A 19,277-nucleotide genomic window follows, 5' to 3' on the forward strand; every position below is an offset into this window, starting at 1 on the left:
CAGAAATGCGGCGGCTTTTTCCATAGCCGGGCCTTTAGCTCAGTTGGTTAGAGCATCCGGCTCATAACCGGACGGTCCCGGGTTCGAGTCCCTGAAGGCCCACCATTTCACCAAAAGACACGCCATCCGGCGTGTCTTTTTTCGTTGTATTTTATTGCGGATAAAAGCACATTTTTGTGGAAAAGATTGTCGAAAAATGGTATAATAGGGAACCGTGGAGAAACATGACAGATGCCTTCCGCGAAATTTGCAGGCTCTGTTATGAAAATCTTCAAAACGGAGGGTAAAAACATGAACGAACAAAAACAAGAAACCAATCAGCAAACTCAGCCTGTGCAGGTGCAGGAACCGGTGAAACAGAAGAAGGGAAAGGGCTTTTTCCGGTGGCTTGCGCGCCACCCCAAATTGCTGATACTGTTTATCCTGGTGGTGGCCATAGCCGTGGGCGGCCCCTTCTTCTGGCTGGCCATCCGGGATCAGATGAGTATTTACAGCGATACCAGCAAGTTGGGGTTTGAGGACATCGGCGAGATGGCTACACAGTCGGCTTATTGCACTGAAATCAGCATGACCGAGGCCGAACGAGAACTGTTTGGCATTTCCATTCCCTTCACCCAGAGCAAGTATATTTACAGCTATGATGTGGAGATCAAAGCGGGTTATGACTTTGGGGAGATCCAATGGAGTGTGGACGAGGAAACAAAGACCATTGAAGTCAAATTACCGGAAGCACAGATTCTCAGCAACGAGATCGACCTGGATTCCTTCAAAGTGTATTATGAAAAAGAGAGTATTTTCCGTCCAATTACCTTGGAGGAAAACAACACCGCCATGAAGGAATTGCAGGAAACAGCTGAAAAAGATGCCATTGAAAATGGCCTCCTGGAAAATGCTCGAACCAATGCGGAAACCATTCTGAAAGCCTTTTTCGCCAAAGGCTTTGATTTGGAAAAATACGAGATCTATTTTTCCTAAACGGAAAGGAGTGCTAGTCAGTGAAAAGCTTTGCGAGAGGGATTTTATACGCGCTGGGGATTCTGGCGGCCGCTGTGGTGATCTTTTACTTCATTTTGTTCATCACTGCCTGATGGCCGGTACTGTGCCACGCAAAACAAAGCCCTGGGAGAAGCCTTCTCCCAGGGCTTTTCATTTATCCCGTTATTTTGGATCGCTTTCTTTTCTTTGCTTTTTCTGACTTGCCTGAGCCAGGTCACGGATGCGAAGCTCTTCCTGGAATTCTTCGTTCCGTTCATCATGGCCGGTTTGCTGCAAGCCGGTCATCCGAGCCTGCATTTCACCGGTGACAAAAGGACTGAGATACATTCCGGAGGAAACGAATTTGGCCCGCTGCATACCACTGTCCAGAATGGCAAAGGGCTGGAAGATGGTAAAGAGCAAAGCATATTTCAGCCCCAGCTTGGGGATGCGCACCACCAGAAGAACCAGAAGCAGGACACCCATCCACAGATAGAGGGAAGGCTTCGCCAGCCCCATCAGGGCCAGCAGAAGCAGCGCCACGCTGGCGGCGGTGTTGCCCAGGCTATCGCTGTCATAGCCTTTCTCCCGGGCTGCATAGATGCGGAGAGGAAGAAACAGGATGTGACACACCAAACATACAGCCACAACAGCCACAAAGAGGAGAAGGTATTTCCAGTTCCAGGTGCCCCAATATTCCCGTAGAGCTTCTTTGTGCTGTTGCTCCTCAGCAATCTCCCGGGAACTGGGATTGGGATCGATTTCAAAACTGTAAGAGTACCGTTGGGCAACTTCTCCCCAGTCCTCACTCCAATGCACATAGTCCAAAGCGGGAAGGATGCCCAGAATCGAAGAGAGCAGATAAACCACAACCACAATTCCAACGGCGATCATGGCGGCCCAGCGTTTCCATGGGTCAGAAAAGGCGTGGTCATACAGATAAAGGATGAAACTCACCCCGAAATAGACAAGCACCAGGGAGCTGAGCACCAGCATCAGCACCATTAAGGGGCCGTAGGCCGGCTGGACCCGACCGAAGAAACGGGTGGTTTCCCACAAAACCAGAGAGACAAATCCCAAGATCAGAATAAAAATAAAATTGGTGGGAACAAAACGGCGATTGCTCATCATCTTCATAGGAAACATAAAGACCCTCCTTTCAAAGGGCAGGAACATCGCTCTCTGATTCTGTTTGAATACATTATAGCATATGTCGAAATTTTGGCAATATATCGGGCATGAAATCAGCAATATAGCCAAATATATTGTTAAAAAAATATCAATATTGCTGTGAGACAAGGAATACAGCGGAGAAAAGAAAAAACAAATGGTTACAGAAAAATAACAAAAAGGGTAAAAATATTCGCCAACAAAAAAGAAGCAAAAGAAAAAGAGACAAAATGAGAATTCTTGACTATAAAATAGCCGGTATAGTGGATGAAATACAGAAAAGTTGAAACAAAAATGAAGAAATGTTTTGGAAAAATGGAATAAAAATTTAGAAAAAAGGGGAGAATATATCCCTGAAAAGACCATATTTTGTGGTGCTGGTGGGGAAGGTCGAAAGAAAAAGGTTGCAAAATGGTATCAAATCGGTTACAATAAAGAAGGTTTCAAGCCGGCAAACAGGCCGGCGGATGGTCAGAGCGCCATTCTCCGCAGACAGCAAGCGGGGGAGCCAGCCAGAGGGGAGGCAGAGCCTGCCTGATGACGGCACCACAAGCCCGCGGCCTTGGCCGCGAGGAAATGGAAGGAGACATTCCCAAATGGAAACCAAGAAAAAGAGCCGATTGATCCCCATGTGTTCCATGTTTCTGGCCTCGTCCCTGTTGATGGGCGGCATGATGATGGGCACAAAACGGGTGGTTATTTACGACGAAGGGGAGCGCCATGTGGTCTATACCCTTTCCGGTGATCCCCAGCGGGCTGTGGCCGCAGCGGGCATTGAGCTGGGGGCTGACGATGAAATCACCTGCTCCGGAGATCTTTCCCAGGGCTTTGGCGTGGTGCAGGTGGAGCGGGCCTTCCCGGTGCTGATCACCGCCGACGGCCGTACCCATATGCTGCAGACCACAGGCGGCACGGTGCAGAGCATTCTGGCCGATGCCGGCATCACTCTGGGAGATCAGGATCTGGTATATCCTGCATCGGAAGAAGAATTGACCCAGGGCAGCGACATCACGGTGCGCCGGGTGGAAGTGCGCAATGAAGAAGTGCGGGAGAGCATTCCCTATACCACAAAAACAGTGGAGACCGATGCGCTCCCTTACGGAGAAAGCCGGGTGGTCCAGCAGGGCCAGGCCGGAGAAAAGGTGACAACCTTCCGGGTGGAATACCGGGACGGGTCGGAATACAGCCGTACCAGCCTGGGAACAGAAATCACCCGCCAGCCGGTGACTGAAGTGATTGAAACCGGCACCGGAGGTATGGTACAATACAACGGTCAGAACTACACTTACAGCAAGGTGTATCAAATGAAGGCCACTGCCTACACCACCGAGGGAAAGACCTGGAAGAAAACAGCTTCCGGTACCATTGCCCGTGTGGGCGCCGTGGCGGTGGATAAAAATGTGATCCCTCTGGGCTCCCGCCTGCTCATCCAGGGCAGCGACGGCAGCTGGATGTATGGTCTGGCGGTGGCAGAAGACACCGGCGGATCGGTGAAGGGAAACAAGATCGACCTTTATTTCAACACCTATCGGGAGTGTATCAATTTCGGCGTACGGACGGCTACCGTCTATGTGCTGGATTAGATCGCGTCAAAAGGGTGATCCCATCTGAATCTGTGTGATATCGGCACCATCAAAGAGATATTGACCCGTCATGGGTTTCATTTTTCCAAAAGCCTGGGACAGAATTTTCTCTGTGCCAGACATGTACCCACAGCCATTGCTCAGGGAGCAGGCATCGATGAAAATACCGGCGTGCTGGAAGTGGGCCCCGGCATTGGCACCCTCACCCGGGAGCTGTGCCAGAGAGCCCGGCGTGTGGTGGCGGTGGAATTGGACCGCAGACTGCCCCCGGTGCTGGGGGAGACCCTGGGGGAATTTGATAACTTCCACCTGGTGGAGGGAGATATTCTGAAAACAAATATTCCCCAGCTGTGCCGTGAGGAGCTGGGGGAGGGGCGGAAAGTGGCCTGTGCCAACCTGCCCTATTATATCACCACTCCGGCTCTCACCGCTTTGGTAAGCAGCGGCTGCTTTGCCCAGATCACCGTTATGGTGCAGAAGGAAGTGGCCCGGAGAATCTGTGCCAAACCGGGCACTGGGGATTATGGAGCCTTTTCGGTCTATTGCCAGTTCCACGGAAAGCCATCCATTTTGCTGGATGTGCCGGCCGGATGCTTTATTCCGGCTCCCAAAGTGGATTCGGCCGTGGTGGTGCTTACGCCCTATGCGGAAAATCCCCTGGGACCGGTGGACGAAAATCTTTATTTCCGGGTGGTGCGGGCGGCTTTTGCCCAGCGGCGTAAGACGCTGCTCAATTGCCTGCGCCATGGCTTTCCCCAGCTGGAGCGGGAGGATATACTGGCTTGCTTGGAAGAGGCCGGCATTGGAGCGCAGGCCCGGGGCGAGACCCTGGGGCTGGAGGATTTCGCCCGTCTCACAGAGGCTGTGGGAAAGCGTTTGCAGAAAGAATAAGAAAAGAGGGCCGGGCCGTCTATGGCTTCGGCCCTTTGCCCTGTGGAAAGAAAAAGGAGAATGGTATGCTCAAGGCCCTGTGGCTGTGGCTGCTGCTGATCAATGGAACGGCATTTGCCCTGTGCGGTGTGGATAAATGGAAGGCGGTACAGGGGCAATGGCGGGTGCGGGAGCGCACATTGCTGCTGTCGGCGGCATTGGGAGGAAGTCCGGGGTTGCTTTTGGCCATGCTCTTCTTTCATCACAAAACCAGACATCGAAAATTCACCTGGGGTGTACCGGCTATTCTGGTTTTGCAGATTGCCGTTTTGGTGTGGGTGGCTTTTCAGCGGAGCCGCCTTTGAAGCGGGAAAACAAGGAGGGAAGCTGTTTGGGAAAGTGGATCAAGCGGGTGCTGGCCCTGCTTTTGTTGTGTGCTATGGTGCTTGGCTATGCCCGATGGATTGAGCCTCGGTGGATCCAGGTGAAAAAGGTAGAGCTCTCCCTTCCCGGCCTCACAGAAGAAATGCGGGTGGTCTGCTTTGGGGATACCCATATGGGGCTGGAGTTCGGCCCGGAGGATCTGGAACAATGGGTGGAAAAAATCAACGGTCTGGAGCCCCAGGCCGTGGTGTTCCTGGGAGATCTGTTTGACAATTACAGCCAATATGAGGGCGATCCGGGCGAAGTGAGCCGGGCGCTTTCTCATTTGCAGGCGCCATGCAAGCTGGCGGTGATGGGAAACCACGATGTGGGCGGCGGCGCCGAGCGGGTCTACGAGGATATTATGGAAAAAGCCGGATTTCAGGTGCTGCGGAACCAAAGCGTACAGCTGGGGTCGGTGAATTTTGTGGGAGCCGACGAGCTTTTGTTTTTTGTGCCCCAGGTGGAAGGGCTGGTGGAAGAAGAAAAATGCAACATCCTTTTGTCCCATGCTCCCGATTACGCCGATGAAACCCAAGGGTTTCAACTGACAGTAGCCGGACATACCCATGGCGGCCAGGTGTGCCTGCCTTTTTACGGGGCCCTGGTCAAGCCGCCGGGAGGGGAACACTATACTTCCGGGCTGTATGAAAAGGGAGAAGAATTGGTGTATGTCAACCGGGGGTTGGGAGTGACCTCTCTGCCGGTTCGGTTTTTCGCCCGGCCGGAAATGACCCTGCTGGAGCTTTCTCCCCAGGGAAAATAAAGCCAGTATTTACATTTCGTTCAACATTTGCCCGCCTTCATCGGGTACAATCGTCCTATTAAAAAGGAGGAACGGGGATGGATGTAAAGAATTACCGTTATGACGGCAGTGAGGAATTGTCTTTGAAAAAAGCCCCCACCAGCGCCAAGGGCCTGGGACTCCAGCGACAGGAAATCGAAGAAAAGACCCAGCGCAATATGGAGAAGATCGCAAAGCTCCAGGATAAGCTGTATGCCCAGGGGCAGGAGGGCATCATCATTTTGCTCCAGGCCATGGATGCTGCTGGAAAGGACAGCGCCATCAAGCATGTGATGGGGGCCATCAATCCCCAGGGCATCACGGTGCACAGCTTCAAGCAGCCCAACAGCCAGGAGCTGAGCCACGACTATCTGTGGCGGGCCGTGCGTCAGCTTCCCGCCCGGGGAAGCATGGCCATTTTTAACCGTTCTTATTACGAAGATGTGCTCATTGTTCGGGTACACTCCTTGCACAAGAGCTATCAGATGGCCCAGCGGTGCCTGGATGACCCGGAGTTTTTCCAGAAGCGGTACCGGCAGATCCGGCATTTTGAAGAATATCTCTATGAAAACAGCTACCGGGTGGTGAAGGTCTTTCTTCATGTGTCCAAGGAGGAACAGAAAGAGCGGTTTCTGGAGCGTATCGAGAGAAAAGAGAAGAATTGGAAATTTTCCCAAAGCGATGTAAAAGAGCGGGCCTATTGGGAAGAATATCAAAAAGCCTACGAAAAGGCCATCAATCAGACGGCCACTCCTCATAGCCCATGGTATGTGCTGCCGGCGGACAACAAGTGGTACACACGGTATCTGCTGTCCCAGGCAGTGCTGGAGACGCTGAAGGATATCGATCCTCAGTATCCGGCCCCGCCGCAAAAGCAGCAGGAACAGCTGGAGCAGTGCCGGAAGATGCTGGAGGAAGAATGCTGAGTTTCAAACAAAGGGAAGGACAGAAGGAATGAAAAAAAGCCAATGGCAAAAAGCTTTGCTGGCGTTGTGCACCGCCGGGATGATTCTGGCGGCGGGATGCAGCCAGGAAAAGCAGGAAAATGAGGAAAAGAATAAAGGAGAGGATTCTGTGAACAAGGCAACCATCACCATGGAAAACGGGGAGAAGATCCACATTCAGCTGGATGAAGACCAGGCCCCCATTACAGTGGAAAACTTTGTGGAGCTGGTGCAGGACGGATTTTATGACGGCCTGACCTTCCACCGCATCGAGCCGGGTTTTGTCATTCAGGGGGGTGACCCTCTGGGCAACGGCACTGGCGGGCCGGGACACACCATCAAGGGTGAGTTCAAGGCCAATGGGGTGAATAACACCATTTCCCATGAGCGGGGCGTTATTTCCATGGCCCGGGCCCAGGACTATGACAGCGCCGGAAGCCAGTTCTTCATCACTCTGGACGATGCCACCTTCCTGGACGGCCAGTATGCTGCCTTCGGTACCGTAGACGAGGAAAGCATGGAAGTGGTGGACGCCATCGTGGAGCAGTATCTCACAGACGGCAAGGCCCCTGTGATGGAAAGCATCGTGATGGAAGACTGATTGGAATAGAAAATGAGAAGAATGCCCCGGCGCATACTGCGCCGGGGCATTCTGTTGCCTTTCTATGAAAAATGTGATACAATAAGAAAAAGAAAATGATATAGTGAATTAGTGCGATGAAAGGAGAGGCGAACATGAAACGGTATGTATTGACCCGATGCGCCAAATGGCTGGGAATTTTTCTGCTGGCCGGCGGGGTGATCTTTTACATCCTCCAGCTGGCCCCTCCCGATCCCAGCCAGTGCGTTCTGGCAAAGCCGGTGATTTATCTCTATCCGGAAACGCCCCAGGAGACCAGGGTGAATGTGGTCCTGACAGCCGGTACATTCACCGTCACCGAGCCTGCTTTGCAGGATGGATGGCAAGTCATGGCCTATCCGGACGGTACCCTGGTGGATGAGGAGGGAAACACCTGGCCCTATCTGTTCTGGGAAGCCGATTCCCAGGGGGAGTTCCAGTTTGAAGAAGGATTTGTGGTGCCTGGAAATGAGACCGGCGCGTTCTTGGAAAAGGCTTTGGCCATCCAGGGGCTGAACGAAAAGGAGCGTCAGGATTTTCTGGAATACTGGCTGCCTTTGATGGAGAAGAACCCCTATAACCAGATTGCGTTCCAACAGGAGGAATACACCAGCCTGGCCGCTCTGACCATCGATCCCGCCCCTGATACCCTGATCCGGGTGTTCATGGCCTGGAGGGGCCTGGATGAGCCGGTGGAGATGAAGGAGCAGGTGTTGACTCCCGTTTCCCGGCAGGGCTATACCGCAGTAGAATGGGGCGGCACACAGGTACAATAACAAAAAACGGAAAGAGAACCAGGGCCAAGGGTCCTGGTTCTCTTCTGGTGCAGCCAAATAAAATATGTGCTTTTTATTCCGCCATGTCCAATAACATATCTCCCAGTGCATCGGCAAAGAGGGAAGCGGAGTAAAGGGCCTCGTCCAGGGAGTTGCCGCTGGTACCCACTTCCAGAAGCATGCTTCCCGGTGTCACATGCTGGTTAAAGCGGGCGGCCCGCACATTGATGGGGCGCATGATGCCGGGATACAGGGCGTTCATCTGCTGTTGGATCTTGGCGGCAAAGGCCAGATGATCCGGCCAATCGTCAAAAGTCAGGCCGCCTCCGTCGGTACCGGCCACCAGCATCAGCTGGGCTGCCTGCCGTCCGCCGATCTGGGCCACGGTTTTGTATTTTTTGCCGCTGGAAGTGATCATGGCATCCCGATGCACATCAATGACAAATTTGATGGATGGGTTTTCAGAGATGGCCTGCTGGATCACTTCCAGCGCCCGGTTATAGGCGCCGTTATAGGAAGGACTGTCGCACAGCACGGTGGCGTGAATGGTTTTGATGCCTTTTTCATTTAAAATCTTTTCCATTTCGGCCCCCACCCGCACCACATTGTAATTGGTGTCGGTGGTGCGGTCGGTGTCGGTGGGAGTATACCAGTTGGCGGCGTCGGGGGTATAGGCCTCGCTGCCATGGGTGTGGACGATGAGCACCGCCGGCTCATCCAGAGAAAAGGGAATGGAAACATTCTGATTCAGCAGGTCTTCCATGTCGATCTGGTAATCGGTTTCATTTTTATAGTAGACCGTACCGGCGCCGGGATAGGAGCCATCGTTGCCGTCGATCTGGATGGCGGCCACATTGGCCTGGGCCTGACTGGTCTGTCCCTGGGGAAGCACCGCTTCACTGACCTCTTCTCCGGCAGATACCAATTCCTCTTCGGGAGCATCCTCTGGAAGAAGGACATCCGAGGGGGAATAATCCTCGATGGGCAAGTTGCTTTTTGCCGGGGGAAATGAAGAAAAGGCCGGAGGCCAGGGGGATTCCTGGGCGAAAACCCACAGCCCCACGGCTGCCAGCAAAAAAGGCCACAGCCCTTTTTTCCGCCGGGGCTTTTTCCGTCTGTTATGGCTTCTGATTTTTCTGTAGTTCCTGTGCCCCAGCGCCATGAAAAACTTCCTCCATCCTGGTGTTGATGGAACCATTCTATGGCTTTTATGGCTTTTTTATGCCTTGTCCTCAACTGAGCAGGCTTTCGATGTCCTCCACAGACAGATGGGTATGCAGGGCCATATCAACGGCATAACCCAGGATCTTGGCGCTTTTCACCATCAGGGCGTCGATGTCCTTGGGGGTGACGATGAGGGAAGAGGAAGGCAGCTGTTCTTCCGGCGGCGCGCCGGGACACAGATCGGCGGCCAGGGTGCGGGCTTCCACCACTGTGGGAATGCCCAGGGCCAGCACCGGGGTGTGGAGGGTCTGTTCATCCAGGGGGAAGCGGCCGGGGGCGATGCCGCCGCCAGGGGTGATGCCGGTATCGGAAAGCTGAATGGTGCGGCAGAGCCGGGACAGCTTTCGGGACACCAGCGAGTCGATGGCGATGATGGCGTCCGGACGGATCTTTTCACACAGCCCCAGCACCACTTCGCCGGTCTCTACGCCGGTAAGTCCCAGCACTCCTGGGGCAATGGCGCTGACCCGGGCAAAGGAGCGGAATACATCGGGCATGGTGTCTTTCAGATGCCGGGTGACGATGATTTTTTCGGTGCAGAGTGGGCCCAGGGCATCGGCGGTGAGATGGCGGTTGCCCAGTCCCACCACCAGAACGCTCTCCGGCTGGGAGGGCAGCAGGCAGCGCACCTGGCGGGCCAGAAGGGAAGAAGCGGCGGCGATGGTGTGATCCTCCCGTTCCCAGTTTGCCCCCAGCTGGAATGTGATATAGCGGCCTTGCGGCTTGCCCATTTCCCGTGCCCCCTCCGGGGTGCGGATATGCACTTCGGTGATATGGATGCCCTCCTGCTCTTCTTCCTTCCAATCCACCCCCGGCGGTTCCTGGCGGGTCTGCTCCTGATAGAGCTCCCGGGCCTCCAGGGCCAGGTCTGTGCGTCTCGATTCCATCGGATTTCCTCCTGTTTTTCTCTTAGTGTTTCCCCCGGAAAAGAAATATGCAAAAATTGTGTGAGAAACACTTGCATTTGCCGCCGCAAAATGTTAGAATAAGCAATGCTATGAATATCTGAGGTAAGGAGGTCATGATTTTGCCGAATATTAAGTCCGCGAAGAAGCGCGTGCTGGTCAATAAGACAAAGAACGAGAGAAATCGCGCCGCGAAGACAGCGATGAAGACACAGTTGAAGAAGTTCGACAGTGCCATTCAGCAGGGCACCGGCATCCAGGAGGCGTATAAGGCCACCGTGGTTTGCCTGGACAAGGCTGTTGCCAAAGGTATTCTGCACAAGAATACTGCCGCGAGAAAAAAGAGCGCGCTGGCGAAGAAGGTCAACGCCGCCGCCAAATAAGCAGTGGAATTTTGATGATCTTCCAGGGCCGGGATTTGTTCCCGGCCCTTTTTGCTGCGCAAAAAGAAATGGGATTGCATTTATTTTCCTGTCTCCCTTTACAGCAGAGTGGGAGTGTGCTAACATAAAAATGAACAATTTGTAAAAGTTCACCGCTGCAAAGGAAAATAAGGAGGATGATTGCTTGTGAAAAAAGGCATTGTATTGGCCGCACTTCTGTTTTTGCTGGTGCTGTGCACCGTTTCTATGGCGGCGCCGGCCGAAGTGTCTCCCCTGGCGGGGACCTATGAAGGCTGGTATTATGCCAACCAGGGACAGACCGGCCTGACTCTCACCGTCAACGAAGACGGCACCGGCGTGTTTGAGTTTTACAATATGCCCGGGCGCAGCAATGCAAAGGAGGGCTCCTATACCATCAAGGCCACTCTGGAGAACGGCAATTATGTGATCAGAGGAGACGAATGGATCGAAAAACCCAGCACCTATTCCTTTGTCACCCTGAAAGGTACGTTGAACCAGGACATCTACACCGGTTTGGTGGATGGCAACAAAAACTGGGAGTTTGTGCTGAACAAAAACAACTCCAGCTATCAGGAAGTGGTGGACAGCGTCTATCAGAACCACAGCTACAAGGTGTTTGACGAAGGCATGACCTGGCAGCAGGCCAAGGAGAAATGCGAATCCCTGGGCGGTCATCTGGTGACCATCACTTCCCAGGGAGAGCAGAACTTTGTGGCAAAACTGCTGACAAACGGCAGCAAGAAGCAGTACTGGATCGGAGCCACTACCACAGGCGGCGCGCCCCAGTGGATCACAGGGGAAACCTTCTCCTATTCCAACTGGGATGTGATCGAGCCCAACAGCCACACCCGCTCCGATGGGGAAAAGGAACAGTATGTGCATATCTATAACACACCAAATCCGGCGGTGAGCGGCAGCAAGCGCTTTGCCTGGAACGATATGTATTATGACAACACCTATCCAGGGGAAGAGGACAACTTCTCTTTGCAGACTGTGGGCTTCGTATGCGAGTGGGAAACCTGGTCGGATTCGGCGGACTGGTCCACCCCGGAGCTTCAGGAAGCGGCCGATGCCGGACTCATCCCCGATGTGCTGGTGGGCAAGGATATGACAGCGCCGGTGACCCGGGGCGAATTTGCTGCCATTTCCGTCAACCTGTTTGAAGCCATGACCGGCGGGCGGGCCGTCATGTCCTCCCAGTGCCAGTTTGAGGACATCGCCGATAATGAAAACAGGAACTATATCCTGAAAGCCTATAACATCGGTGCAGTCCGGGGATACAGCGCCACAGAATTTGCCCCCGATGAGCTGATCACCCGGGAGCAGCTGGCCACCATGCTGTGCCGGGTGTACAAAAGAGCACAGTGGCCCGACTGGACACTGGAAACCGATGAAGAATACACCATCAACTATTCCGGTGTTCCCAAGTACGCCGATGATGGCCAGATCTCTGATTACGCCAAGCCCAGCGTCTATTTCATGACCAAATACAATGTGATCTCCGGTGTGGGCAATGGGATGTTTGCTCCCAAGAACACCAACTCCATGGAAGAGGCAAAGCATTATGCCAATGCCACAAGAGAGCAGGCCATCGCCATGTCTTTGCGCAGCTTCAAGAATCTGAAGTAATCGAGCTATACAGAAAAAACACCGTTGGGATTTCCCAACGGTGTTTTTTCAAGCGGTTTAAATCAGCTTGTGTACTTCGATCTGGATACGGCCTTTTTTGGAAAGACCGCCGATCTGGGCCAGAATGGCTTTGCCTTTGCCCCGCAGAGAGATGCGGGCTCCTTCGGGCACAGGCTTGTCCCCTTTGAGGGCATCGGCCCCATCCACCTGCACCAGGCCCCGGCGGATGCACTCCGCCGCTTCTCCCCGGGAGAGGGAAAAGGCCACGGTGAGCACCGCGTCCAGACGGAGGGAAGGCACGGTGTCCCGCAGGGTTTTGAACTGAAGGGGAGGAATGAGCAGGCTGTCCAGAGCCACCGGCTCCACGACGATGGAGGCGTGGCCGGCTTTCTCCAGGTTGTGGCGCACATAGTCCCCCATTTCCGCCGTCAGCAGAATGTCGGCGCTTTGAGGGGAAACCAGAATGTCACCCACCATCTCCCGCCGGATGCCCAGCCCCATCAGGGAGCCCAGGTAATCCCGGTGGTTCAGTTCTATGCCGCCTCGGGGCCTGGCCCGCAGGGCACAGATGGGGTTGTCCTCCAAAGGAATGTCATCCGGGGTCTCCATATAGTCCGGGAGGAACAGGGCCAGACGCCGCTCGGCCTGGGGATAACCGCCATAGAGAAAGAAGCCCTGGCTTCCCATCCGTTCCATGGCGGTGCGGCACAGATTCTGCTGGCGCAGATCGAGAAAAGAAGTGCAGGATGGTTGAAAATATTTTTCTGCCTGGCTCATTTTATCCCATAGCTGGCTGATGATCAGCCGGTCCTCCGGCTGTTGGGCCAGAGACAGCAGTTCTTCCCGTTTGGCTGGCATGGACCATCCCTCCTGTGTGTGTTGGAATACTCATCAGGGATTATAGCATACTCCCTGGGGAAAAAGCAAAAAAAGCGCCCGAAGGCGCTTTTTGCAGTTACTCTAAAATCTGAATCCCGCAGCCGATCAGATGGGGGCCGGTGTGCACACCCAGGGTACAGTCGATTTCCCCTTCATAATAATGGGTGGCGCAGCCGATCTCATCCCGGAGTTTGCTTTTCAGATATTCCAGATCCCCGGGGCAGCCGCCATGGGCGGTGGCCAGGGTATAGGGGGTGCCGTCGGTGGGGACCATGGCCCGGATACGCCCTGCCATCTCGTCCATGGACCGATACCGGCCCCGTACTTTGCTGATGCTGGCCAGCTGGCCGTCAGGAGCAAAGGAGATAATGGGCTTGATCTGGAGCATGGTACCGGCAATGCAGCTGATCTTGCCGATCCGGCCGCCTTTTTGCAGGTATTCCAGGGTGTCCAGGCTGAACATCACCTGGGTGTTTTCCCGCAGGCGGGGAACCAGGAGCAAAAGCTCTTCCCAGCTGGCCCCCTGGGCCAGGCGGTTGGTCACTTCCAGCGCCAGACAGCCCTCTCCCAGGCTGCCGCTGTTGGAGTCGAATACGGCGCATTGGAGCCCTTCGTAATTTTCTGCCATCAGACGCACCATATTATAAGTGCCGCTGAGGCCGGCGGACAAGCAGATGGCAATGACCTTTTCAAAGCCCTGGGACTTGATTTCATCCAGCAGAGAAAGCAGCGTACCGCCGTCGGGCAGGGAGGTGGTAGGCAGAGCCTGGGGCATCCGCTGGTAGATTTCCTGGGGCGTGATGTCCACCCCGTCGGAATACTCCCTGTGGGGATAAATGATTTTCAGGGGAAGCACAAAAATGTCCCGTTCCCGGGCCAGGGCCGGAGAGATATCAGCGCAGGAGTCGGTGAGCACCGCAATTTTTTGAGGATTCAAATGAACACACGCCTTTCCAAAAGCCCAAAGGGCCGGTTGACGGAAAAATCCGTTGCAAGTATAATAAAAACAGAAGAACATAACGCTGTTATGTGATATACTCATTATACAGAACGACGGCATTGTTGTCAATTCTTTTGAAAGGGAGGACCCTTGATGGAATATCGGGAGAAGCGGAAAGCCCAGGGCCAGGAAACCGAGCAAAAGATTCTGGAAACGGCCCGGCAGCTGATGCGGAAAAATGGCTACGACGCCGTGTCCATCCGGGACATCTGCAAGGAGGCGGGGGTGACCACCGGGGCCTTTTATCACCATTTCCGTTCCAAGGAAGAGATGCTGGAAAAAGGCGGCCAGCAGCTGGATCTTTACATCCGTCAGCAGCTGAATGTGCGGCCTTTTCACAGCAGTCTTTCCGCATTGCGTATTATTTTCACCGCTTATGCAGAATATATGGAAGAAAACCAGGGTGAGCTCACAGCCCGGTATTATCAGAATATGCTGGCTATCAGCGCCCAAAAGCCCTTTGACACCGGACGGAGCATTTATCAGATGGTGCTGCATTTTGTGATGGAGGCCCAGGACAAGGGGATCCTATCCCGGCAATACGATGCGGAAACGATCGCCACCTTCTGTGTCCGCCATTTCCGGGGCATTGTCATCGACTGGGCCTTTCATAACTACTCTTTTTCCCTGATGCAGGCCATGGAAAGGGAATTTAAGATGGCCTATCAGCTGTTCAAATCTCTCCGGGCGCCGATGATATAAAAAATTTACAAACAACCGGCTTTTTTCGTCCAAAAAACCATTGGAATCGGCAATGAACTGTGATAATATAATTATATTGATTTTATGATCTGGTTTTCAAAACTACTTATTTGTTTTGTATGGCTGGAAAGGAGCCGAATATGGAAATGAGAATGGATAAGGCAAGAGAATATCTTCCCCGCTACACCCTGGGCGAAGAAATCTTCAACTCGGTGTCCCATGGGATAGGGGTGGCCCTGGCCTGTGTGGGCTTCGGGATTCTGATCGTGCTGTCGGCTTTGTATGGGGATGCCTGGGCGGTGAGCAGTTCCATCGTCTATTCCTTCTCCCTGTTTGCTCTCTATCTGGCGTCCACCCTGTATCATGCCTGCCCCAACCGGCGGGTGAAGGGTGTTTTGCAGGTGCTGGATCATTGCTCCATTTTCCTGCTGATCGCCGGGACCTATACTCCCTATACGCTGATCACCCTGCGAGGGGCTTTGGGATGGAGCTTGTTTGGTGTGGTGTGGTGTGCGGCTATTGCAGGCGTGGTGCTCAACGCCATCGATGTGCGGAAATACAGCCGCATTTCCATGGTGTGTTATGTGGCCATGGGCTGGGTCGTTGTTCTGGCCATCCGGCCGCTGATGGCGGCGCTTTCCTGGCGGGGACTTTTGCTGCTGGCTCTGGGCGGCGTATTTTACACCGTGGGCATCGTCTTTTATGCGATCCGCCGCAGCTATATGCATTCCATCTGGCATCTGTTTGTGCTGGCGGGCAGCGTATGCCATTATCTGAGCATCCTTCTTTATGTGATCCCTACCACTTTCTGAGAAAGGCGGTGAATAGCCGTGGAGCGAGAAATCAGAGGCAAGAGGATCCTTTTGCGGGAGCAGAGGGAAGAGGACGCGCCGTTTTTTGCTTATTGGTTCAACCAGCCCCGGGTCATGTTCCAGTGCGGTTTTGAAAAACCCACCGACGAGGAAAAAATAAAGCGGCAGATCACTTTCGATCACAGATCGGAGGATTCCCGTTGGTTCACCATCACCGATAGGGAGGGGCATATCGCGGGAGAGACCGGCCTGCTGCGGATGTTTCCGGCCTGGAACCAGACCGACCTGACCATCATCATTCCCGATCCCCAAATGCAGCACAAAGGTTATGGCACAGAAGCCATGGAGATCATGCTGGATCTGGCCTTTCGGGAATATCAGATGCACCGCGTTTCCATAGGAGTCGTGGCGCTGAATACCAGTGCGCTGGAATTTTACAAAAAGATGGGATTCCGGCAGGAAGGCGTTCTGGAAGAGGCATACTATTATAAAGGTGCGTACAGTGATTTTGTGATGATGCGCATCCTCAGCCGGGAGTGGAGATCGTCAAACAAAATGTTTGCAGCCTGTGAGAAGGTCCCTTCTGAGGAAATCCTGGATGAGGGAAGAAAATGTCCTTGACAAAACCGATGAGACATGGTAGGATATAAAGGCACTCATGAGTGCAGCCATCAGGCTGTGGAGAAGTACTCAAGTGGTGAAGAGGCTCCCCTGCTAAGGGAGTAGGGCTCGAAAGGGTCGCGAGGGTTCAAATCCCTCCTTCTCCGCCAAGAAAAGACACGCTGTCCAGCGTGTCTTTTTTGCTATCTATTCCAAAAAAAGAGAAAGGCGGAAACGGGTATGCTGCGAATCAAAGGGGCCAGAGTGCTGTGTCCGGACAGCGGGATGGATCAGGTGATGGATATCCTCCTGGAAGGAGGAAAGGTGGCCGCCATGGGCAATGGCTTGCCGGAGCAGGAAGGAGAGACGGTCATCGACGCACGGGGACTGTGTGCAGCTCCGGGGCTGGTCGATGTGCATGTACACTTCCGTGACCCGGGCCAGACCCACAAGGAGACCATCCAATCAGGGGCGGAGGCTGCCAAGAAGGGCGGTTTTACCACGGTGATCACCATGGCCAATACCAAGCCCCCGGTGGACAATGTGGAGACGCTTCAGTATGTGCTGGAAGAGGGGAAAAAGACCGGCATCCATGTGCTCCCGGCGGCCTGCATCACCAAGGGTATGGCGGGGAAAGAACTCACCGACCTGGAAGCACTGTGCCAGGCCGGAGCGGCAGGATTCACCGACGACGGCATCCCTCTGCTGGACAGCGGCCTGTGCCGCAAGGCCATGGAGTGGGGAGAAAAGCTGCAGAAACCTCTGAGCTTCCATGAAGAGGACCCGGCCTTTATCGGCGAAAACGGCATCAACCGGGGCAAAGCCTCGGAACGCCTGGGAATTTTCGGTTCTCCGGCCGTGGCGGAGGATTCTTTGGTGGCCCGGGATTGCATGCTGGCCCTGGATACCGGAGCCAAGGTGAATATTCAGCACATCAGCTCCAAAAATGCCGTGGCCATGGTGCGTCTGGCCAAAAGCCTGGGGGCCCATGTAACGGCGGAAGTCACCCCCCACCACTTTACCCTCACCGAAGAGGCGGTAGCCCAGCACGGGGCCATGGCCAAGATGAATCCGCCCCTCCGCACAGAAGAGGACCGGCAGGCGTTGATCCAGGGGCTGAAAGACGGCACCATTGACATGATTGCCACCGATCACGCTCCCCACACCCAGGAAGAGAAGGGGACGGAGCCTTTGTGGAAAGCTCCCAGCGGCATCATCGGCCTGGAGACCGCGCTGGCTCTGGGTATCACAGAGCTGGTGGAAAAGGGACACCTGACCCTGGTGCAGCTGATGGAAAAAATGAGTCTGGCGCCGGCCCGTCTGTACGGCCTGGATGCCGGGTATCTGGCTGCCGGCGGCCCGGCCGATCTGGTGCTCTTTGACCCCTGCGAAAGCTGGGAGGTGACCGAAGAGGCTCTGGGCTCCCGCAGCAAGAACACCCCCTTCCTGGGGCGGCATGTGACCGGGCGGGTAAAATACACCATCTGTCAGGGAAAGGTGGTCTATGCCCATCAGGGCTGAGGCGGTCTTTTCTTGAGCCGGTAGGCGATCAGCTCAGGGCTGACCCCAAAGGCCTGGGCCAGCTGAGGGATGGTGCAGCCGTCATATTCTTCCAGTGTGCTGTCGTCGATGAGCAGGCAGACGGCGAAGCGGCTGGCCTCCCATTCATAGCGGCTGATGGGGAAAAGGGTATTCTGGCGCAGAAAAGGCGTGTTGGCTTTGGGATGGAGGATGGCATGTCCCAGTTCGTGGGCGCAGGTGAATCGCAGTTGATTTTCCTCCAGATCGCTGTTGAGATGGATGACCTGATGCCGGTAGCTGCAGCTGTAATAGCCCCGGATGGAGCCCAAAGGCTCGGTGATCAGGATGATATGGCGCAGGCGGGCGATCTCAAAAGGGTCCCGGGTGCCATAGCGGCGCACCAGACGGGAAACGATTTTCTGGACCATAGGGTTTCACCTCATCCTTCGGTATTTTTTCGGTGTGAATTTTTCCTTGGCCAGGGCTTTGGTCATTTCCAGCTGCCGGCGAAGACTGGATACCAGCAGACGGCGGGTGGGGTTGTCCAAGGGTTCGCCGTCGAACATCAGCGCCCCCTCGCCGCCTTCCAAAAGGGCCAGCATGGCCGAAAGCCGCCGGTTGATCTGTCTCCGGTCCCGGGGAGTGAGAAAGCTCCCCCGCTCCCGGCTTCGCCGTGGGCGGGAAGAGGTGTTTTTCCGATCCATGGTGCCCCCTCCTTATAAAGTAAGAGAAATGGAAAGAAAGGAAAAGCTTTCCTTTCTTTTACAATACCACAGCCCTTGTCCCATAAACAGGACAAGGGCTATGGTCGTCCGAAAAACGATATAGCAAAAAGAATGTCCGCCTTTTTTGATCCGTAAAAAGTGGCGACCTGTGCGTCACTTTTTACACTTCTCAAGAGGCAAGTGCGGGTTAAAGCGTGCACGCAGCCCCTTGCAAAACTCGAAAAAGTGGATTCGCCACTTTTTCGAAGCCAACAGCCCTTGTCCCATAAACAGGACAAAAGCCGTGGCGGCACAAACTGTGCCGCCACGGCGGGGAGGGAAAGAACGAGAAAGGATGTATCCGGGGGGCAAAGCCCCCGGGCGTTCAGCAGCAGTGCCAGTTCTGGCCCCAGCCTGACTGGCAGCAATGTTCGGCGGGAGCCATGCGCTGAAGAGCACAGGAGATCTCCTTCAGCACTTCCAGGGTATCCTGACAGCACTCCAGCTCTGTGTATCCGCTGCCAGTATGGATGCTCATGGGAACATCCACATAGCGGGCACAGGTGCAGATGGTCTGGATCTGGGGGGTACAGGAGCAGCAGGAGCAGCAGGAGCTGCAATTTCTTTGGCAATGATTTCTCATACTCTCACCATCCCTTTTGGATTGGCGCATCCGAAAAGGAGCGCTCACCCTATTGTATGCTTCCGGGGCCTCCGGCGTCCCTGGCGCCGTTTGACAGGAAGCGGGGGACC

Annotated in this window: 23 protein-coding genes and 2 tRNA genes; 17 read left to right on the forward strand and 8 right to left on the reverse strand. The window is 54.4% G+C overall.

Annotated features, from left to right (window positions below; translation table 11 throughout):
* Positions 1-28 precede the first annotated feature (28 nt).
* Positions 29-105: transfer RNA gene (locus H6A25_RS01320), tRNA-Ile, on the forward strand.
* Between the two features lie 186 nt (positions 106-291).
* The gene (locus H6A25_RS01325; protein ID WP_243423141.1) at positions 292-975 is read left to right on the forward strand and encodes a DUF4230 domain-containing protein; all 684 of its coding nucleotides are present in this window, start codon (positions 292-294) and stop codon (positions 973-975) included.
* 183 nt (positions 976-1,158) lie between these two features.
* On the opposite strand, the gene H6A25_RS01330 is transcribed toward H6A25_RS01325, so the two are convergent.
* On the reverse strand, positions 1,159-2,121 hold the full coding sequence (locus tag H6A25_RS01330) for a hypothetical protein (protein ID WP_204750223.1): 963 nt from the start codon (positions 2,119-2,121) through the stop codon (positions 1,159-1,161).
* A gap of 331 nt (positions 2,122-2,452) precedes the next feature.
* On the opposite strand from H6A25_RS01330, the gene H6A25_RS01335 reads away from it, so the two are divergent.
* The 8 genes from H6A25_RS01335 to H6A25_RS12645 all read left to right on the forward strand — a co-directional run bounded on the left by H6A25_RS01335 (position 2,453) and on the right by H6A25_RS12645 (position 8,144).
* On the forward strand, positions 2,453-2,683 hold the full coding sequence (locus H6A25_RS01335; protein ID WP_204750224.1) for a hypothetical protein: 231 nt from the start codon (positions 2,453-2,455) through the stop codon (positions 2,681-2,683).
* 58 nt (positions 2,684-2,741) lie between these two features.
* Positions 2,742-3,728, forward strand: coding sequence for a 3D domain-containing protein (locus tag H6A25_RS01340; protein WP_204750225.1), 987 nt, complete (start codon positions 2,742-2,744; stop codon positions 3,726-3,728).
* 60 nt (positions 3,729-3,788) lie between these two features.
* Complete coding sequence (gene rsmA / locus H6A25_RS01345; RefSeq protein ID WP_243423143.1) at positions 3,789-4,619, forward strand: 16S rRNA (adenine(1518)-N(6)/adenine(1519)-N(6))-dimethyltransferase RsmA; 831 nt, start codon at positions 3,789-3,791, stop codon at positions 4,617-4,619.
* Between the two features lie 65 nt (positions 4,620-4,684).
* Positions 4,685-4,963, forward strand: coding sequence for a DUF1294 domain-containing protein (locus H6A25_RS01350; protein ID WP_204750226.1), 279 nt, complete (start codon positions 4,685-4,687; stop codon positions 4,961-4,963).
* 26 nt (positions 4,964-4,989) lie between these two features.
* Entirely contained in the window at positions 4,990-5,787 is a 798-nt protein-coding gene (locus H6A25_RS01355; RefSeq protein WP_204750227.1) for a metallophosphoesterase, read from the forward strand.
* A 77-nt stretch (positions 5,788-5,864) separates the two neighbouring features.
* On the forward strand, positions 5,865-6,731 hold the full coding sequence (locus H6A25_RS01360; protein ID WP_204750228.1) for a PPK2 family polyphosphate kinase: 867 nt from the start codon (positions 5,865-5,867) through the stop codon (positions 6,729-6,731).
* Between the two features lie 169 nt (positions 6,732-6,900).
* Positions 6,901-7,350 (forward strand): peptidylprolyl isomerase, encoded by a 450-nt coding sequence (locus H6A25_RS01365; RefSeq protein WP_243423153.1) that lies wholly within the window; start codon positions 6,901-6,903, stop codon positions 7,348-7,350.
* Between the two features lie 134 nt (positions 7,351-7,484).
* A complete protein-coding gene (locus H6A25_RS12645; protein ID WP_243423144.1) occupies positions 7,485-8,144 on the forward strand; it encodes a hypothetical protein in 660 nt (219 codons plus the stop codon).
* A 73-nt stretch (positions 8,145-8,217) separates the two neighbouring features.
* On the opposite strand, the gene spoIIP is transcribed toward H6A25_RS12645, so the two are convergent.
* Together spoIIP and gpr are read right to left on the reverse strand one after the other, a co-directional pair.
* Complete coding sequence (gene spoIIP / locus H6A25_RS01375; protein WP_204750229.1) at positions 8,218-9,132, reverse strand: stage II sporulation protein P; 915 nt, start codon at positions 9,130-9,132, stop codon at positions 8,218-8,220.
* A 244-nt stretch (positions 9,133-9,376) separates the two neighbouring features.
* A complete protein-coding gene (gene gpr, locus H6A25_RS01380) occupies positions 9,377-10,255 on the reverse strand; it encodes a GPR endopeptidase (RefSeq protein WP_204750230.1) in 879 nt (292 codons plus the stop codon).
* Positions 10,256-10,395: 140 nt separating this feature from the next.
* Here gpr and rpsT point away from each other — a divergent pair, with 140 nt between their 5' ends.
* The gene (gene rpsT, locus H6A25_RS01385) at positions 10,396-10,656 is read left to right on the forward strand and encodes a 30S ribosomal protein S20 (RefSeq protein WP_118427731.1); all 261 of its coding nucleotides are present in this window, start codon (positions 10,396-10,398) and stop codon (positions 10,654-10,656) included.
* A 186-nt stretch (positions 10,657-10,842) separates the two neighbouring features.
* Positions 10,843-12,306, forward strand: coding sequence for a lectin-like protein (locus H6A25_RS13025; protein ID WP_204750231.1), 1,464 nt, complete (start codon positions 10,843-10,845; stop codon positions 12,304-12,306).
* A gap of 57 nt (positions 12,307-12,363) precedes the next feature.
* Here H6A25_RS13025 and H6A25_RS01395 read toward each other — a convergent pair whose 3' ends face one another.
* Positions 12,364-13,164: an RNA-binding protein gene (locus tag H6A25_RS01395; protein WP_204750232.1), complete on the reverse strand. Its 801-nt coding sequence runs from the start codon at positions 13,162-13,164 to the stop codon at positions 12,364-12,366.
* A 97-nt stretch (positions 13,165-13,261) separates the two neighbouring features.
* Positions 13,262-14,122, reverse strand: coding sequence for a DegV family protein (locus H6A25_RS01400; RefSeq protein ID WP_243423146.1), 861 nt, complete (start codon positions 14,120-14,122; stop codon positions 13,262-13,264).
* Between the two features lie 156 nt (positions 14,123-14,278).
* On the opposite strand from H6A25_RS01400, the gene H6A25_RS01405 reads away from it, so the two are divergent.
* From H6A25_RS01405 to H6A25_RS01425, 5 genes are all read left to right on the forward strand, one after another.
* Positions 14,279-14,887 (forward strand): TetR/AcrR family transcriptional regulator, encoded by a 609-nt coding sequence (locus H6A25_RS01405; protein ID WP_204750234.1) that lies wholly within the window; start codon positions 14,279-14,281, stop codon positions 14,885-14,887.
* A 140-nt stretch (positions 14,888-15,027) separates the two neighbouring features.
* Positions 15,028-15,699, forward strand: a complete 672-nt coding sequence (gene trhA / locus H6A25_RS01410) for a PAQR family membrane homeostasis protein TrhA (RefSeq protein WP_243423148.1) — start codon at positions 15,028-15,030, stop codon at positions 15,697-15,699.
* A gap of 18 nt (positions 15,700-15,717) precedes the next feature.
* The gene (locus tag H6A25_RS01415; protein WP_204750235.1) at positions 15,718-16,320 is read left to right on the forward strand and encodes a GNAT family N-acetyltransferase; all 603 of its coding nucleotides are present in this window, start codon (positions 15,718-15,720) and stop codon (positions 16,318-16,320) included.
* Between the two features lie 59 nt (positions 16,321-16,379).
* Positions 16,380-16,469, forward strand: a tRNA-Ser gene (locus H6A25_RS01420).
* Between the two features lie 70 nt (positions 16,470-16,539).
* Positions 16,540-17,820 (forward strand): dihydroorotase, encoded by a 1,281-nt coding sequence (locus H6A25_RS01425; protein ID WP_204750236.1) that lies wholly within the window; start codon positions 16,540-16,542, stop codon positions 17,818-17,820.
* Here the strand turns inward: H6A25_RS01425 and H6A25_RS01430 are convergent.
* The 3 genes from H6A25_RS01430 to H6A25_RS01440 all read right to left on the reverse strand — a co-directional run bounded on the left by H6A25_RS01430 (position 17,811) and on the right by H6A25_RS01440 (position 19,167).
* The gene (locus H6A25_RS01430) at positions 17,811-18,248 is read right to left on the reverse strand and encodes an ImmA/IrrE family metallo-endopeptidase (protein ID WP_204750237.1); all 438 of its coding nucleotides are present in this window, start codon (positions 18,246-18,248) and stop codon (positions 17,811-17,813) included. The genes H6A25_RS01425 and H6A25_RS01430 overlap by 10 nt on opposite strands.
* Positions 18,249-18,254: 6 nt before the next feature.
* A complete protein-coding gene (locus H6A25_RS01435; protein ID WP_204750238.1) occupies positions 18,255-18,524 on the reverse strand; it encodes a hypothetical protein in 270 nt (89 codons plus the stop codon).
* Positions 18,525-18,909: 385 nt separating this feature from the next.
* Positions 18,910-19,167, reverse strand: a complete 258-nt coding sequence (locus H6A25_RS01440) for a hypothetical protein (RefSeq protein WP_204750239.1) — start codon at positions 19,165-19,167, stop codon at positions 18,910-18,912.
* Positions 19,168-19,277 lie beyond the last annotated feature (110 nt).

Origin of the sequence: Intestinimonas butyriciproducens, assembly GCF_016901775.1 — a bacterium.
In the GTDB taxonomy this organism is placed as follows: domain Bacteria; phylum Bacillota; class Clostridia; order Oscillospirales; family Butyricicoccaceae; genus Pseudobutyricicoccus.

Coding starts and splice junctions, on each gene's coding strand:
- gpr (WP_204750230.1), bottom strand. CDS start 10,255: ATGGAATCGAGACGCACAGACCTGGCCCTGGAGGCCCGGGAGCTCTAT.
- H6A25_RS01430 (WP_204750237.1), bottom strand. CDS start 18,248: ATGGTCCAGAAAATCGTTTCCCGTCTGGTGCGCCGCTATGGCACCCGG.
- H6A25_RS01350 (WP_204750226.1), top strand. CDS start 4,685: ATGCTCAAGGCCCTGTGGCTGTGGCTGCTGCTGATCAATGGAACGGCA.
- H6A25_RS01405 (WP_204750234.1), top strand. CDS start 14,279: ATGGAATATCGGGAGAAGCGGAAAGCCCAGGGCCAGGAAACCGAGCAA.
- H6A25_RS01325 (WP_243423141.1), top strand. CDS start 292: ATGAACGAACAAAAACAAGAAACCAATCAGCAAACTCAGCCTGTGCAG.
- trhA (WP_243423148.1), top strand. CDS start 15,028: ATGGAAATGAGAATGGATAAGGCAAGAGAATATCTTCCCCGCTACACC.
- H6A25_RS01435 (WP_204750238.1), bottom strand. CDS start 18,524: ATGGATCGGAAAAACACCTCTTCCCGCCCACGGCGAAGCCGGGAGCGG.
- H6A25_RS01395 (WP_204750232.1), bottom strand. CDS start 13,164: ATGCCAGCCAAACGGGAAGAACTGCTGTCTCTGGCCCAACAGCCGGAG.
- H6A25_RS01340 (WP_204750225.1), top strand. CDS start 2,742: ATGGAAACCAAGAAAAAGAGCCGATTGATCCCCATGTGTTCCATGTTT.
- H6A25_RS01425 (WP_204750236.1), top strand. CDS start 16,540: ATGCTGCGAATCAAAGGGGCCAGAGTGCTGTGTCCGGACAGCGGGATG.
- H6A25_RS01360 (WP_204750228.1), top strand. CDS start 5,865: ATGGATGTAAAGAATTACCGTTATGACGGCAGTGAGGAATTGTCTTTG.
- H6A25_RS12645 (WP_243423144.1), top strand. CDS start 7,485: ATGAAACGGTATGTATTGACCCGATGCGCCAAATGGCTGGGAATTTTT.
- H6A25_RS01330 (WP_204750223.1), bottom strand. CDS start 2,121: ATGTTTCCTATGAAGATGATGAGCAATCGCCGTTTTGTTCCCACCAAT.
- H6A25_RS01440 (WP_204750239.1), bottom strand. CDS start 19,167: ATGAGAAATCATTGCCAAAGAAATTGCAGCTCCTGCTGCTCCTGCTGC.
- H6A25_RS01365 (WP_243423153.1), top strand. CDS start 6,901: ATGGAAAACGGGGAGAAGATCCACATTCAGCTGGATGAAGACCAGGCC.